General features: G+C 61.9%; 12 protein-coding genes. 7 read left to right on the top strand and 5 right to left on the bottom strand.

Features of this window, described 5'->3' with window-relative positions:
* Positions 1 to 6 precede the first annotated feature (6 nt).
* The 3 genes from ABMC88_RS01755 to ABMC88_RS01745 are packed head-to-tail and all read right to left on the bottom strand — an operon-like array spanning position 7 to position 1,966.
* On the bottom strand, positions 7 to 540 hold the full coding sequence (locus tag ABMC88_RS01755) for a hypothetical protein (RefSeq protein WP_349575112.1): 534 nt from the start codon (positions 538 to 540) through the stop codon (positions 7 to 9).
* Positions 537 to 1,031, bottom strand: coding sequence for a hypothetical protein (locus ABMC88_RS01750; protein ID WP_349575111.1), 495 nt, complete (start codon positions 1,029 to 1,031; stop codon positions 537 to 539). The genes ABMC88_RS01755 and ABMC88_RS01750 overlap by 4 nt, the downstream gene beginning before the upstream one ends.
* Entirely contained in the window at positions 1,028 to 1,966 is a 939-nt protein-coding gene (locus ABMC88_RS01745; protein ID WP_349575110.1) for an aspartate carbamoyltransferase catalytic subunit, read from the bottom strand. The genes ABMC88_RS01750 and ABMC88_RS01745 overlap by 4 nt, the downstream gene beginning before the upstream one ends.
* Before the next feature lie 107 nt (positions 1,967 to 2,073).
* Between ABMC88_RS01745 and ABMC88_RS01740 the strand changes: the two genes are divergently transcribed.
* From ABMC88_RS01740 to ABMC88_RS01720, 5 genes are all read left to right on the top strand, one after another.
* Positions 2,074 to 2,850, top strand: a complete 777-nt coding sequence (locus ABMC88_RS01740) for a uracil-DNA glycosylase (RefSeq protein ID WP_349575109.1) — start codon at positions 2,074 to 2,076, stop codon at positions 2,848 to 2,850.
* A complete protein-coding gene (locus ABMC88_RS01735) occupies positions 2,847 to 3,452 on the top strand; it encodes a LysE family translocator (protein ID WP_349575108.1) in 606 nt (201 codons plus the stop codon). The genes ABMC88_RS01740 and ABMC88_RS01735 overlap by 4 nt, the downstream gene beginning before the upstream one ends.
* 3 nt (positions 3,453 to 3,455) lie before the next feature.
* On the top strand, positions 3,456 to 3,998 hold the full coding sequence (moaB, locus tag ABMC88_RS01730; protein WP_349575107.1) for a molybdenum cofactor biosynthesis protein B: 543 nt from the start codon (positions 3,456 to 3,458) through the stop codon (positions 3,996 to 3,998).
* Positions 3,999 to 4,119: 121 nt separating this feature from the next.
* On the top strand, positions 4,120 to 5,577 hold the full coding sequence (locus ABMC88_RS01725) for an efflux RND transporter periplasmic adaptor subunit (RefSeq protein ID WP_349575106.1): 1,458 nt from the start codon (positions 4,120 to 4,122) through the stop codon (positions 5,575 to 5,577).
* Positions 5,578 to 5,580: 3 nt separating this feature from the next.
* Positions 5,581 to 9,231, top strand: a complete 3,651-nt coding sequence (locus ABMC88_RS01720; protein ID WP_349575105.1) for an efflux RND transporter permease subunit — start codon at positions 5,581 to 5,583, stop codon at positions 9,229 to 9,231.
* Positions 9,232 to 9,321: 90 nt separating this feature from the next.
* Here ABMC88_RS01720 and ABMC88_RS01715 read toward each other — a convergent pair whose 3' ends face one another.
* Positions 9,322 to 10,128 carry a protein-disulfide reductase DsbD domain-containing protein gene (locus tag ABMC88_RS01715; RefSeq protein WP_349575104.1) on the bottom strand — a complete coding sequence of 269 codons (807 nt, stop codon included), beginning with the start codon at positions 10,126 to 10,128 and terminating at the stop codon, positions 9,322 to 9,324.
* Positions 10,129 to 10,257: 129 nt separating this feature from the next.
* On the opposite strand from ABMC88_RS01715, the gene ABMC88_RS01710 reads away from it, so the two are divergent.
* Positions 10,258 to 10,812: a YqgE/AlgH family protein gene (locus ABMC88_RS01710; RefSeq protein ID WP_349575554.1), complete on the top strand. Its 555-nt coding sequence runs from the start codon at positions 10,258 to 10,260 to the stop codon at positions 10,810 to 10,812.
* On the opposite strand, the gene ABMC88_RS01705 is transcribed toward ABMC88_RS01710, so the two are convergent.
* Complete coding sequence (locus ABMC88_RS01705) at positions 10,781 to 11,743, bottom strand: L-threonylcarbamoyladenylate synthase (protein WP_349575103.1); 963 nt, start codon at positions 11,741 to 11,743, stop codon at positions 10,781 to 10,783. The two genes, ABMC88_RS01710 and ABMC88_RS01705, sit on opposite strands and share 32 nt — an antisense overlap.
* Before the next feature lie 117 nt (positions 11,744 to 11,860).
* Between ABMC88_RS01705 and ABMC88_RS01700 the strand changes: the two genes are divergently transcribed.
* Positions 11,861 to 13,576, top strand: a complete 1,716-nt coding sequence (locus tag ABMC88_RS01700) for an acyl-CoA dehydrogenase (protein WP_349575102.1) — start codon at positions 11,861 to 11,863, stop codon at positions 13,574 to 13,576.
* Positions 13,577 to 13,587: the final 11 nt, after the last annotated feature.

The following is a 13,587-nucleotide window of genomic DNA, read 5'->3' as shown; positions in this document are numbered from 1 at the left end:
CTTGCATTACATTATCCACCATATCAAAAAGGCTATCACGAGCGCACCAACCACCGTAAGCGCGCTGCCCACGCGGCTGCGGTTTGGGGCGGTCGGGCTGTCCGACGTGCCGCTATAGGGTTTCGCGGCATCGCTTGGGATGGGCCGTGCGGCGTGCGCGGGTTTCGGCTCGGCATACGTGCCGACAAGCGTCAGATCTGCGTGGGGCTGTAGGGTGACGGTCGCGGCCTCCGCGATGGTCGAGAACAGCAGCAGCACATAGCCATCCAGCCCCTCCAGCCGCAAATGATCGGACCGCAGCGCGTCCGGCGCAATGTCATAGCCGTCCGCCAGATAGCGCGACAGGCCGACGCCCGTTAGATCGGACAGGGCGAAAAGCTCGATCATATCCGGCTTCACTTCATGGGCCAGAAGATCGGAGGCAAGGGCCGCTTTGGGCTGTTGTTTCAACTGGCGTGCCACCGTCGAAATCGGGCGCGAAATCGCAAAGACGCGGATAACGCCGCTTTCGTGATGCGGGATTGTGATCGCATTTGTCATAGGGCGGTCCGGTTCAGGTGGCCGAGCAACGTGTCGGCATCGTCAATATAGTCAAATCCGAATTTGATTTCTTTGTCCGTGTTATAGGACAGAAAACTGACGCTTTGCGGCAAGGTTGGTTTCACGATCGGCGCGACAAATGCTGTGCGCGGATGCGCCTTCACCCGTGTTCGGGTGGCACTGACATCAAAGAACAATGCCCGCTTGTCCGTCAGCGCGTATCTCGCCGAGGCATAGGTCCGCAGCTGTTGCACCGTGGCCCGCAACGGGATCAGCACCAGTACCGCAGGGATCAACAAAAGCCATATGTCATTGCCGCTGCCAAGGGTCGTAAGGATAAACGCAGCAGCGGCCAGCAGCCCGATTGCCGCCATCGGAGCCGAGCCATAGAGCCGCCAGTTACGCCAATGCAGCCGTGGCTTGGGCTTGCCCGTCCAAAGCAGCTTTTCGTCCTGCTCCAACACGTTATGCCAGAAGTCTGATGTGCTCATGCGCGGCTGTCGGCCAGATTTTGCGCCAGAAGGTCCATCGCGGCCATGCGCACGGCCACGCCCATTTCGACCTGATCCTGAATGACGCTGCGGTTGATGTCATCAGCCAATGTGCCGTCAATCTCGACCCCGCGGTTCATCGGGCCGGGGTGCATGACAATGGCGTCTGGCTTGGCGTGGGATAACTTCTCCGCATCCAGCCCGTATCGGTGGTAATACTCGCGTTCGCTGGGGATAAACCCGCCATCCATGCGCTCTTTCTGCAATCTTAGCATCATCACGACATCAACGTCTTTCAGGCCTTCTTCCATATTGTCAAAGACCTCGGCCCCGAATTCACCAATGCCCGATGGCATCAACGTGGGCGGCGCGATCAGGCGGATGCGGTTCTCCATCTTGCCGAGCAGGATGATGTTGGAACGGGCCACGCGGCTGTGCGCAATATCGCCGCAAATCGCAATGGACAAACGGTGCAGACGCCCCTTTGCGCGGCGAATGGTAAGCGCATCCAGCAAGGCTTGGGTCGGGTGTTCGTGCCGCCCGTCGCCCGCGTTGAGCACCGCGCAATTCACCTTTTCGGCCAGCAAATCCACAGCACCTGATTGCGGGTGCCGCACGACCAACAGATCGGGGTGCATCGCGTTCAGAGTCATGGCCGTATCAATCAGCGTCTCACCCTTTTTGATGGATGACGCCTGCATCGCCATGTTCATCACATCTGCGCCCAGCCGCTTGCCCGCGATCTCGAAACTCGCCTGCGTGCGGGTCGAATTCTCGAAAAACATGTTGATCTGCGTCAACCCTTTGAGCGCAGTTCCGTGTTTGTCGGGCTTGCGGTTTTGGTCCGCATAGCTGTCGGCGCGGTCCAGAAGGGTTGTGATTTCAGTGGGGTGCAGCGGCTCGATGCCAAGCAGGTGGCGGTGGGCAAAACTCATGTGGTGAAACCTTACGCTGTTTGGCCCGTTATAGGGGGGCGGCCGCTGCGCGGCAAGAAGGCGTAAGGGGCATTTTGATCCTGCGACAGGGCGCGTAAAGTGGCACAATGGAATCAGTGGATTATCATACGGCCCACGCGTTGTTGGAGTGGCAGATAGAGCTGGGCGCGGATGAGTGCATCGGTGATGCGCCCGTCGACCGCTATGCCTTGCCCGAGCAATTGGCCAAGCCCGCCAAGCAACCCGAGGCCAAACCGCATCTGACCCGTGGCCCCGTGGCCGAGGTCAAGCGCGACGCCGTGGCAGAAGCGCGCACCGCCGCCAACAGCGCGGATAGTGTTGAGGCATTGCGGGCCACAATGGCCGCGTTCGAGCTGTGCGATCTGAAACGCGGCGCACGAAAAATGGTGTTTTCAGACGGCGTAGTCGGCGCACCTGTGATGATTATCGGCGAGGTGCCGGACCGCGATGAAGACCGTCAGGGCAAGCCGTTTGTCGGCGCTGCGGGGCAGTTGCTGGATCGGATGTTTGCCGCGATAGGGATGGGGCGGGGGCAGGCGGCTGCGCCGATCTACCTCACCAGTGTTTTGCCGTGGCGCACCCCGAACCGTGATCCAAAACCCGACGAGATCGCGATGATGAAACCGTTTCTGGAACGTCACATCGCCTTGGCCAACCCAAAGGTGTTGGTGATCATGGGCAATGGCGCCTGTCAGTCGTTGCTGGGCAAAACCGGCGTCTCGCGGTTGCGGGGCAAGTGGGCGCAGGCTGTGGATAAACCTGCGCTGCCGATGATGCACCCCGCCTCACTGTTGAAGAATCCCGCAGCAAAGCGAGAGGCTTGGGCTGATCTGTTAAGCTTGAAAGCGGCTGTGGATAAATGATTGATCTTGTGGTTCTCGTGGCCTTTGTGCCGGCGGCCTTGGCGCTGAATGCGACGCCGGGACCAGATATGATGCTGTGCCTTGCGCAGGGCATGCGTTCGGGGCGGGCCTCTGCCTGGGCGGCCAGCGCGGGGGTCAGTTTGGGGTCTTTGATCCATGTAACCATCGCAGGGCTGGGATTGGGCGCGGTGATTGCCGCGTTTCCTTGGGCTTTTGAGGTAATCCGCTGGATCGGCGTGGCCTATTTGCTGTTACTTGCGGTTCAGGCCTTTCGCAGCACGGGTGCCCGCGCAACGGGCACAGGGATGCGTCCGCGCAGGGCGTTCGTCGCGGGGCTTCTGACGAATTTGAGCAACTTTAAAGTGATCTGGTTCGTCCTTGCGTTTATCCCTCAGTTCGTTGTGCCAGAGGCAGGCCCCGTATTCGCGCAATTTCTGGCCTTTGGCGGGATGATCGCGCTGGGCGGCTTTATCATAAACGGTCTGGTCGGCAGCTTTGCGGGCACTTTGGGGGCCAAACTGGTGAAATCCAGCAAGGTTTTGGGCTATGTCACGGGCAGCATTTATGGCGCATTGGCCGCACGGCTTGCGGTGATGGAGTAGGAAATGAGCAAGATGGACGAGACAAGAGCCTTCATCGCGGTGAACATCGCCGTGCTGACCGTCTCTGACAGCCGCACATTGGCCGAGGACCGCTCGGGCGATGTGTTGGTCGGGCGTCTGGAAGCAGCAGGTCATACGCTGGCCGAGCGCAAGATTTTGCCCGATGAACGCGACCAGATTGCGGAGCAGTTGCGGGCGTGGTGCGCTGATCCGGCCATTGATGTGGTGCTGTCCACGGGGGGTACGGGCCTGACGGGCCGCGATGTGAGCGTCGAGGCCCACCGCGATGTTTATGAAAAGGAAATTGACGCTTTCGGTACGGTCTTTACCATTGTCTCGATGCAAAAGATCGGGACAAGCGCCGTGCAATCGCGGGCCACGGGCGGTGTTGCGAACGGCACCTATCTGTTTGCGCTGCCCGGCAGTCCCGGCGCGTGCAAGGATGCCTGGGACGAAATCCTGGTGAAACAGTTGGATTATCGCCACCGTCCCTGCAACTTTGTTGAGATCCTGCCACGGCTGGACGAACATCACCGCAGAAAATGAGCGACAAGTAAAATAAATTCATGAAATAGTGACGGAAATTCGCATCCCAAGCGTATATCCTTTGTTGGCAATGGTGTGTGCGGCCCTAAAGTAAGGGCAGGTGACTGGATACGGATAGAAAATGCGCTTTCTAAGACAAAGTATGATCGGCCTGTTTATGGCGGCGATAGCGCTGGGTATGCTGGTATGGGCGGTGCAGATGATTGGCGGCGCGGTGCAGACGCGCATGGCGGATCAATCGGTGGCCCCGCCTGCGCGTGAACGTGTGTTTACCGTCAATGTGGTCGCGGCGCAGGCCACAACCGAAACCCCTGTTCTGCAAAGCTTTGGTGAGGTGGCAAGCCGACGTACGCTTGAATTGCGCGCCCCCGAAAATGGCCGCGTCATGGAGCTTGCCGAAGGGTTTGAAGAGGGCGGCACGGTACGTGCGGGTGATGTGCTGGTGCGGTTCGACCCTGCCGATACGCAATCCGCGTTTGAGCGCAGCCAAAGCGATCTGGCCGATGCCCAAGCCGAAGCCCGCGATGCTGCACGCGGTCTGACCCTTGCAGGCGACGAAGTCGCCGCCGCACAAGAGCAGGCCGATCTGAGGATCCGCGCCGCGCAGCGCCAGCGTGATCTGGCCACCCGCGGTGTGGGGACAGCCGCCGCTACAGAAACGGCCGAGCTTGCGGCCTCGGCTGCGCGGCAGGCGGTACTGGCACGGCGGCAGGCATTGGCGCAAGCCGAAGCACGGGTCGATCTGGCCGCGACCCGCACAGCCCGTGCTGAAATCGCATTGGCCGAGGCACAGCGTCGGTTGGATGACACCGTCATCACCGCGCCCTTTGACGGCAGGCTCAGCGCCACCGCCGTGGTCGAGGGCCGTCTTGTCGCCGCGAACGAGCGGTTGGCAGAGTTGATTGACCCTGACGATCTGGAAGTGTCGTTCCGCCTGTCCACCGCGCAATTTGCGCGGTTGTTGGACGCGGACGGCGCGATTGTCAAAGCGCAGGTATCCGTCATTCTGGACGTGGCCGGTATTGATATTGCCGTACAGGGGCGCATCACCCGTACCTCTGCGGCGACGGGTGAGGGGCAGACGGGACGTCTGGTATTTGCGGCACTTGACCGCGCGGCGGGGTTCAAGCCCGGTGATTTTGTGACCGTAGAAGTGCAAGAACCCGCGCTGAGCGATGTCATCCGCCTGCCAGCGTCGGCCGTGGATGCGACGGGCGGTGTGTTGCTGCTGGATGCCGAAAACCGGCTGGAGGCCGGGACCGTCACGATCCTGCGTCGTCAGGGTGATGCGGTTCTGGTGCGCGGGGACATTGCGGGCCGCGAAGTGGTCGAGGCACGCTCGCCCCTGTTGGGGGCTGGAATCTCGGTCAAACCATTGCGCAAAGGGGCCACGGCACAGACGCCCGAAGAACCTGAAATGCTTGAGCTGAGCGAGGAGCGTCGCGCCAAGTTGGTTGCTTTTGTGGAGGCCAACAAACGGATGCCCAAAGAGGCAAAAGCGCGGGTGCTGTCGCAGCTCGCCAAACCCCAAGTCTCGGCACGCACGGTGGCGCGGATCGAGAGTCGGATGGGGGGCTAGACCATGGCGCGTGCAATCCCGAAGTCGGCAGGCGGCATCCTGTCCTATTTCACGCGCCACAAAACGCTTGCGAACCTGTTGCTGGTCTTGCTTGTGCTGGCGGGGCTAAGTGCCGCGCCCAACATGCGGGCGCAGTTCTTTCCCGATGTGATTCTTGATAATGTGGGTGTCACCACCGTTTGGGAAGGCGCAGGCGCCGAAGACGTAGACGAGGCGATCAGCCAGGTGCTTGAGACAGCATTGCTGGCGGTTGAAGGGGTTGAAAGCTCGGACAGCACCTCCCGCGAGGGACGCAGCCTGATCGGGTTGGAGTTTGAGCCGAATTGGGACATGGCCCGCGCCGCAGCCGATGTGCAGACGGCAGTTGATGCGATCACGACCCTTCCCGAAGAGGCCGAGGACCCCACGGTGCGGCGCGGCGCATGGCGCGACCGTGTCACGGATGTTGTGATTACCGGCAAAGTCGGGCCGGAGCAGTTGGCGCGGTTTGCCGATGAATTCGTCACCCGCCTGTTCGCGGCGGGCGTGACCCGCACCACCATTCGCGGTATCGCTTCTCCACAGACATTGGTTGAGGTGCCCTCGGCCAAGCTCATTGCTTATGACGTGACCATGGCGCAGATCGCGGCGGCGATTGCGGCAGAGGTAGATGCCGATCCGGCGGGTGATGTGGACGGGGCAAATGCCCGCGTGCGCACCGGCACGGCCAAACGCACGCCCGAGCAGATCGCCGGGATTACGCTGCGGTCCAACCCTGACGGGTCCAAGCTGTTAATCGGCGATGTGGCGATTGTGCGGGCGCAGACTGTGGACCGCGACATGGGCTTTTTTGTCGGTGACGATCCTGCGATGACGGTGCGGGTGGATCGGTCGGACCGTGGCGACGCGATTGGTATTCAGGAAGACGTGGAGAAGGTCGCCGCCGAGCTGCAAGCCAGCCTGCCGTCCAGCGTCACGGTCGAGCTGATCCGCACGCGGGCCGCAGCGATCTCGGGACGGCTTGATCTTTTGGTGGATAACGGGCTGATGGGGCTGGGCCTTGTTGTCGCGCTGTTGTTTCTGTTTCTGAATGCGCGCACGGCCTTCTGGGTTGCGGCGGGGATACCTGTGGCGATGGGGGCGGCGATTGCGCTGATGTATGCGGGCGGGTTGACGATCAACATGATCTCGCTGTTTGGGTTGATCATCACGCTGGGTATTGTTGTGGATGACGCGATTGTGGTGGGCGAACACGCCGACCACCGCTACCGCCTTGGCGGGATGAGCGCGGCAGAGGCCGCCGAGGGTGCCGCGCAGCGCATGGCGATGCCCGTGTTTGCCGCCACGCTGACCACGCTGATCGCCTTTTTCGGGCTGGTCGCTGTGGGCGGGCGGTTTGGCGACCTGATCCGCGATATTCCGTTTACCGTTATCGCCGTGTTGCTGGCGTCACTGGTTGAGTGTTTCCTGATCCTGCCGCACCACATGAAATCGGCGCTGGAGGGGGCGCAGAACCGCGCCAGATTCTCGGTCGGAAAGCTGGTTGTGGGGGGCATTGTTTCTGCGCTGGTTGTCAGCGCGTTGCTTTGTGCGGTGATCTTTGCGGGCACTTACGCGGTATTGCGCCTCGGCGGGGCCGAGACAGAGTTTTCCTACGAGGGGTATCTGGCCTTTGCAGGCGCGGTGCCATTTGTGATTGCGGCGTTGTTGATCGGTGTCATGGCGGCGCGGCGCGGCGCTTTGCGGCGTGCGGTAACGCTGATGGGGACGCACGGGATTGATACGCCGTCCTACGTTATCAACGACGGCTTTGTCTGGGTCCGCGAGAGGCTGTTCCGCCCCTTCATGGCGGGTGTGATCGCGGCACGCTATGTCGTATTGGCGGGCGTCTTGGCGGTGCTGGCCAGTCAGGTTGCGGTGTTCATCCGTGGTGATGTGCAATGGCGGTTCTTTAACGCGCCCGAGCGTGGATCGGTCACGGGTAATTTCATCATGGCCGAAGGTGCCACCCGCAGCGATACCCTTGCCATGATGCGCGAGATGCAGCGCGCCACGGACGCTGTGGCAAAACGGCTGGAGGGGGAGCACGGGACCAATCCGCTGGATTACGTGATGGCGCAAGTCGGCGGCAACGGCGGGCGCGGTCTGTCTGCGGCGGATGGCAAGGACGGTGATCTGCTGGGCGGTATCTCGATCGAGCTGATCGACGCCGATCTGCGCCCCTATTCCAGCTTTGCCTTTGTCGCACAGCTGCAAGACGAGGTAATCAACCACCCGCTGGTTGAGACGGTGAGCTTTCGCGGCTGGCGGTCCGGCCCCGGTGGCGATGCACTGGATGTGCAGTTCTACGGGGCGGGGACGCAAACGCTCAAAGATGCGTCCGAGGCCTTGCAACGTGCCTTGTTGCAATACCCCGAAGTCAGCGCGGTCGAGGATAATCTGGCTTATGACAAGGAAGAGCTGATCCTTGATCTGACGCCGCAGGGCTTGGCGCTGGGGTTCACGATTGACCAGCTAGGCCGCGTGCTGCGCAACCGTCTTGGCGGGATCGAGGCGGCGAGTTACCCCGACGGGCCGCGCTCGGCCACGATACGGGTTGAGCTGCCCGAGGGCGAGCTGACGGCGGATTTTCTGGACCGCACGCAGCTGCGCACGGCGGCGGGGGATTACGTGGCGCTGGGCGATATCGTCAGCGTGCAGCAGCGCACAGGCTTTAGCACGGTGCGGCGGGAAAACGGGATCAGGTTGATCTCGGTCACAGGCGATATCTCCGAAGACGACCCCGCCCGCGCCGCCGAGATCGGCAAGGCACTGGCCGAAGATATCCTGCCGCGCATCGCGTCCGAGCAGCAGGTCGAGTACCGTCTGGCAGGGCTGAGCGAGCAGGAAGACCAGTTTCTCAACGATGCGATGACGGGGCTGATCCTGTGTCTGGCGGGAATCTTTCTGGTGCTGGCTTGGGTCTTTGGCAGCTGGACGCGGCCTTTGGTCGTGATGGCGATCATTCCTTTCGGGTTGGTGGGCACGATCTATGGGCATAACGTGTGGGATGTGCCGTTGAGCATGTTTACGGTTGTGGGCCTGTTGGGGATGACGGGGATTATCATCAACGATTCTATCGTCTTGGTCACAACGATCGACGAATACGCGGCAGAGCGGGGGCTGATCCCGTCGATCATCGACGGCGCGGCGGATCGGCTGCGGCCTGTGATGCTGACCACGCTGACGACCGTTCTGGGCATGGCGCCTTTGTTGTTCGAGCGCAGCCAGCAGGCGCAATTCTTGAAACCCACCATTATTACGCTGGTCTACGGGCTGGGGTTCGGGATGTTGCTGGTGCTTTTGGTGGTGCCCGCGTTGGTCGCGGCGCAACACGACGTGGCGCGCCAGATTGCCGCTATGCGGCGCGGGTTGCGTGCGCCTGCGCGGGGGCTGCAACTGGGGCTGGTGGCGCTTTGGGCGCTCATCCTTGCGTGGGGGGCTGTGACGTTGGGATATGCGGCGTGGCATGGGGCATTGCCTGCCGCGATCACGGACGTTGTGCCGCAGGTGTCGGAGATGCCTGTTATGTCGGCAGCGTTCTTGTTGTTTGCGTTTGGCGCTGGGGTGGCAGCACTATCGGGGTATTTGGCGGGAGCTGTTGCCTTTGCAGTCCGCAGATCGGCGCGCGGCTGACTTGGCCCTTGCGCGGGGGGCAGCCCCCTTGACCCTGTTAGGATCAATTCCCCCGTAGGATTTAGGGCGAGAAAACATAGGGGTTTGGCGCTAGCCTGGCGTGCAGCCGCGCAGGTCGACCGTATGGTTGCTGCCCACGACCGTAAAGCGCATCTCTGACCGGTTGAGCGCAAGTGCGCCGGGTGTTGTCGGGACCATTTCGGCCTGTGCTGTCAAGGTGTTACCGCTTCGGCGGCTTGAGGCTTCGGACATCCAGACATCGCTGCGGCCTGCTTCGATCACGACGTGTTCGGATGCGCCTGTCGATGGCAAGGTGAGGGTGGCGGTGATGGACAGCCCGTCTGTTGTGGGGGTCAGGGCGCAGGTGGTTGTTGCGGCGCCTGCCTCACCTGCGGTGTAGGGGCGTTCGGCCAGGGCGGCAGCGATGGCGGGGGTGGGGGTTGTGCTTTGGGGGTCAACGGTGCCTTTGAGTGTGAGCCGTTGGGGCACGCAGATGTCTTTGCACACGCCGATGTCCATTTGCAGGTTGATCTTTACGGGCCGGTTCGGGCGTTTTGCATCTATCATCAGGGGCAGCGTGACCTCGTTCGCGTAACCGACCGAGCGCATACCGCTTTGCACGAATACTTTTGGGGCGGGCCAGCGGATGGAGACGTCTTGCAGATTGCGCGAGCCGCTCCAGTCGAACTGTGGTGGGATGCCGGCATCGCCGGGCACGCGCCAATATGTTTTCCACCCCTTTTCTAGCGTAAGCCGGATTGCGCTGACTTTGGTGCCATCGGCCTGCTGCCACCCCGAAAGTAGCTCGGCCGTGACTGGCGCGGTGAACGGATCGCCAGCGTGGGCGGTTGTCGCAGCGGCAAACATCGCTGTCGCGCAGAGGATGTGTTTTATCATGGGCCTTATGTGGCCTGCCGTTCGGGTTTTGCCAAGTCACAAGTCAGTCAGCCATGTTTCGCTGATCGGGCTTGCAGGTCTGTGCGGCCAAGGCCAGAGTATGTGTCTAGTCGGAAGGAGGGCGCTGTGATGGATCTGACGGGGCAGCTTTTGATTGCGATGCCTGGCATGGGAGATCCGCGCTTTGACCGTTCTGTTGTGCTGATCTGCACCTATTCGGACGAGGGGGCGATGGGCATCATTTTGAACAAGCCTGTGCCGGATATGCGCCTGCGCGAGGTGTTGGACCGTATGGATATGGACGCCGCAGGCGGGCCGCTGGATGCGCCTGTGCATATCGGCGGGCCTGTCCAGACAGAGCGCGGCTTTGTCCTGCATACCGACAAGACGCGATTGCCCGATAAAACCATGCTGATCCCCGGTGGCTATGTCATGAGCGTGACGCAAGATGTGTTGCACGATATCGGGGCGGCGCGGGGCCCTGATCCGTTTCTCTTTGCGCTGGGTTATTCCGGATGGGGGCCCGCGCAGTTGGATGGGGAGATTGCGGCTAATGGCTGGCTGACCGCGCCGGCAAGCCATGATTTGGTTTTTGGCACGCAGGCCGCGCAGCTGTGGGAGGCGGCGCTGCGCAGTATCGGGATTGATCCGGTTAGCCTGTCGGGGGCGGCTGGTCGCGCGTAGCGGCGGCGCGGGCAAGTCTGTCGTTTATGGCTGCGCCAAGCCCGTGATGCGGAATCGGGGCGACAGCAATAGGCTGGCCCGTCGCGTCGAGCTTGTGCAGATGATCGAAAAGATTTGCTGCCGCCTTGGCCAAATCGCTGGTGGGTGAAAGGTTGAGTGTGCCGTCAATAGGGCCAAAGCCCAGCAAAACCTCGTCCTCCTGCGCTTGGGCCGCATTCAGACGGACGCTGCTGCGCGGGGCATAGTGTGATGACAGCTGACCTGGCGCTGTGATTTCGTTGCTGTCGGGCGTTTGGAGGGGGCGGCCAAGGGCTGCCTCGACGGCTTCGGACGGCACGCCGCCTGCACGCAGGAGGACAGGCGCGTCATTTTGCCAACCAACGATGGTGCTTTCAACGCCGACAGTGCAGGGCCCGCCGTCGAGGACCGCTGCAATTTTGCCGCTGAGCCCTGCCATGACGTGATCCGCCGTTGTCGGGCTAATCCGTCCCGATGGGTTGGCGGAGGGGGCAGCCACCGGCGCGTCAAATGCCCGCAGCAAGGCGCCTGCCGCAACTCCTGCTGGCACGCGCAAGCCTACGGTTTGCAGGCCCGCAGTGACCAGAGACGACAGGCCGTGACCGTCGCGCAAAGGCAGCACCAGCGTCAGCGGGCCGGGCCAGAAGGCATCTGCCAAAATCTGTGCATCGGCGCTCCACCAGACCAGATTTTGTGCAGTCGCCGCATCTGCCAGATGCACGATAAGCGGGTTGAAAGCGGGTCTGCCCTTTGCTGCATAGATCGCAGCCACCGCTGTGCCGTTGCGGGCATCTGCGCCCAATCCATAGACCGTTTCGGTCGGGAAGGCGACGGTTTGGCCTGCGTCCAAAAAGGCAGCAGCCCGGGCAATGCCTGCGTCTGTGGCTTGCAGGTGTCGGGTGGACTGTGTCATGGCCTGCTCCTGTAGATATTGCAATGACGCCGCGTTCTGGTTGCGCAAACGTAAGGTCGTCTGCACCATTGAAAGGGTGGCTATGCGTGGCCAGACCCATATGTATGAGAGGCTCTTATGACGTATCGTGCGCCGGTTGAAGACTACAATTTCCTGTTCGAGCATGTTGTGGCGTTGGATAAGGTGCGCGGAACGGACCGCTTTGCCGAGGCGACGCAGGACGTGACCGCCGCGATCCTGACCGAGGCGGGCAAGCTGTGCGAAGAGGTCTTGGCCCCGCTGCAACGCAATGGTGATCTGTATCCCGCGCATCTGGAGAACGGCGTTGTGCGGTGCTCGGACGGGTTTGCGGAGGGCTACCGTGCAATCGCCGAAGGCGGCTGGGTCGGCATGTCGGCGGACCCCGAGTATGGCGGAATGGGCCTGCCCATGGCGCTGACCGCCGCAGTGAGCGAGATGATGAGCGGCGCGTGTTTGTCACTGCAACTGGCTCCGATGTTGACCCAAGGCCAGATCGAGGCGCTTGAGCATCACGCGAGTGACGCGCTCAAAGAGATTTACCTGCCCAAGCTGGCAAGCGGTGAATGGACCGGCACGATGAACCTGACAGAGCCGCAGGCGGGCTCGGACGTGGGCGCGCTCACGACCAAGGCGGTGGACAATGGCGACGGCACTTATGCGGTGACAGGGCAGAAGATTTACATCTCGTGGGGGGATCATGATCTGGGCGGGAACGTCTGCCATCTGGTGCTGGCGCGGCTGCCCGATGCGCCAGCGGGCGTAAAGGGGATCAGCCTGTTCCTGGTGCCCAAGCTGCTGCCCGATGCGGATGGCAATGCGGGCAAGCGCAACGGTGTCAGCGTTGTCAGTCTTGAGCATAAGATGGGGCTGCACGGCTCTCCTACCTGTGTGATGCAATATGACGGGGCCACAGGCTGGCTGGTCGGTAAAGAGCAACGCGGCATGGATGCGATGTTCACGATGATGAACAATGCGCGGCTGTGTGTGGGCAAGCAGGGGATCGGCGTGGCCGAAGCGGCGTACCAGCACGCGCTGGCTTATGCGCAGGATCGCAAACAGGGCAAGACAAGCGCGCCAGCGGTCAAGGATAGCATCCTTGGCCATGCGGATGTGCGCCGGATGCTGACCACAATGAAAGCCGATATTTTCGCCGCCCGCGCCATCGCGGCCAGCAATGCGGTGGCGATTGATATGGCCAACGCCACAGGCACGCAGGCGTGGATTGCGCGGGCTGCGCTGCTGACGCCGATTACCAAAGCCTTTGGCACCGATACGGGTATCGCTGTGGCCGACATGGGCCTTCAGGTGCATGGCGGTATGGGTTTTGTCGAGGAAACAGGCGCCGCGCAATTCTGCCGCGATGTCCGCGTGACGGCGATCTATGAAGGCACCAACGGCATTCAGGCGATGGACCTTGTGGCCCGCAAGATGATGGACGGCGGCGAGGCCGCGATGGCTCTGCTCGACGAGATCGAAGAGGATGTGGAGGCCGCCCGCGCTGTCTTCCCCCGTCTGGCCGCCGATGTCTGGAACGCGTCCGAGAGCATGCGCGAGGCGACCGAATGGCTGGTGGCGCAGAACGACCTACAGGAACGCTTTGCCGGTGCGGTGCCTTACCTGCACGCCTTTGCGCGGGTGCTGGGTGCACATCTGCATCTGATGGCGGCCTTGGCCGACCGTGGCGGTGCGCGTGAGAAACTGGCGCGTTTCTACATCCAGCGGATGCTGCCCGAACACACGGCGATGCTGGCCCATGCGCAGGCAGGGGCTGAAGACCTCTATGCGCTGACAGCCGAAGAACTTGCACAATAAAGGCGACTAGA

This window comes from Sulfitobacter aquimarinus (assembly GCF_040149565.1).
Classification (GTDB): Bacteria; Pseudomonadota; Alphaproteobacteria; order Rhodobacterales; family Rhodobacteraceae; genus Sulfitobacter; species Sulfitobacter aquimarinus.
The sequence above is the reverse complement of the archived record's forward strand: the minus strand, read 5'-3'. Positions and strand labels throughout refer to the sequence as shown.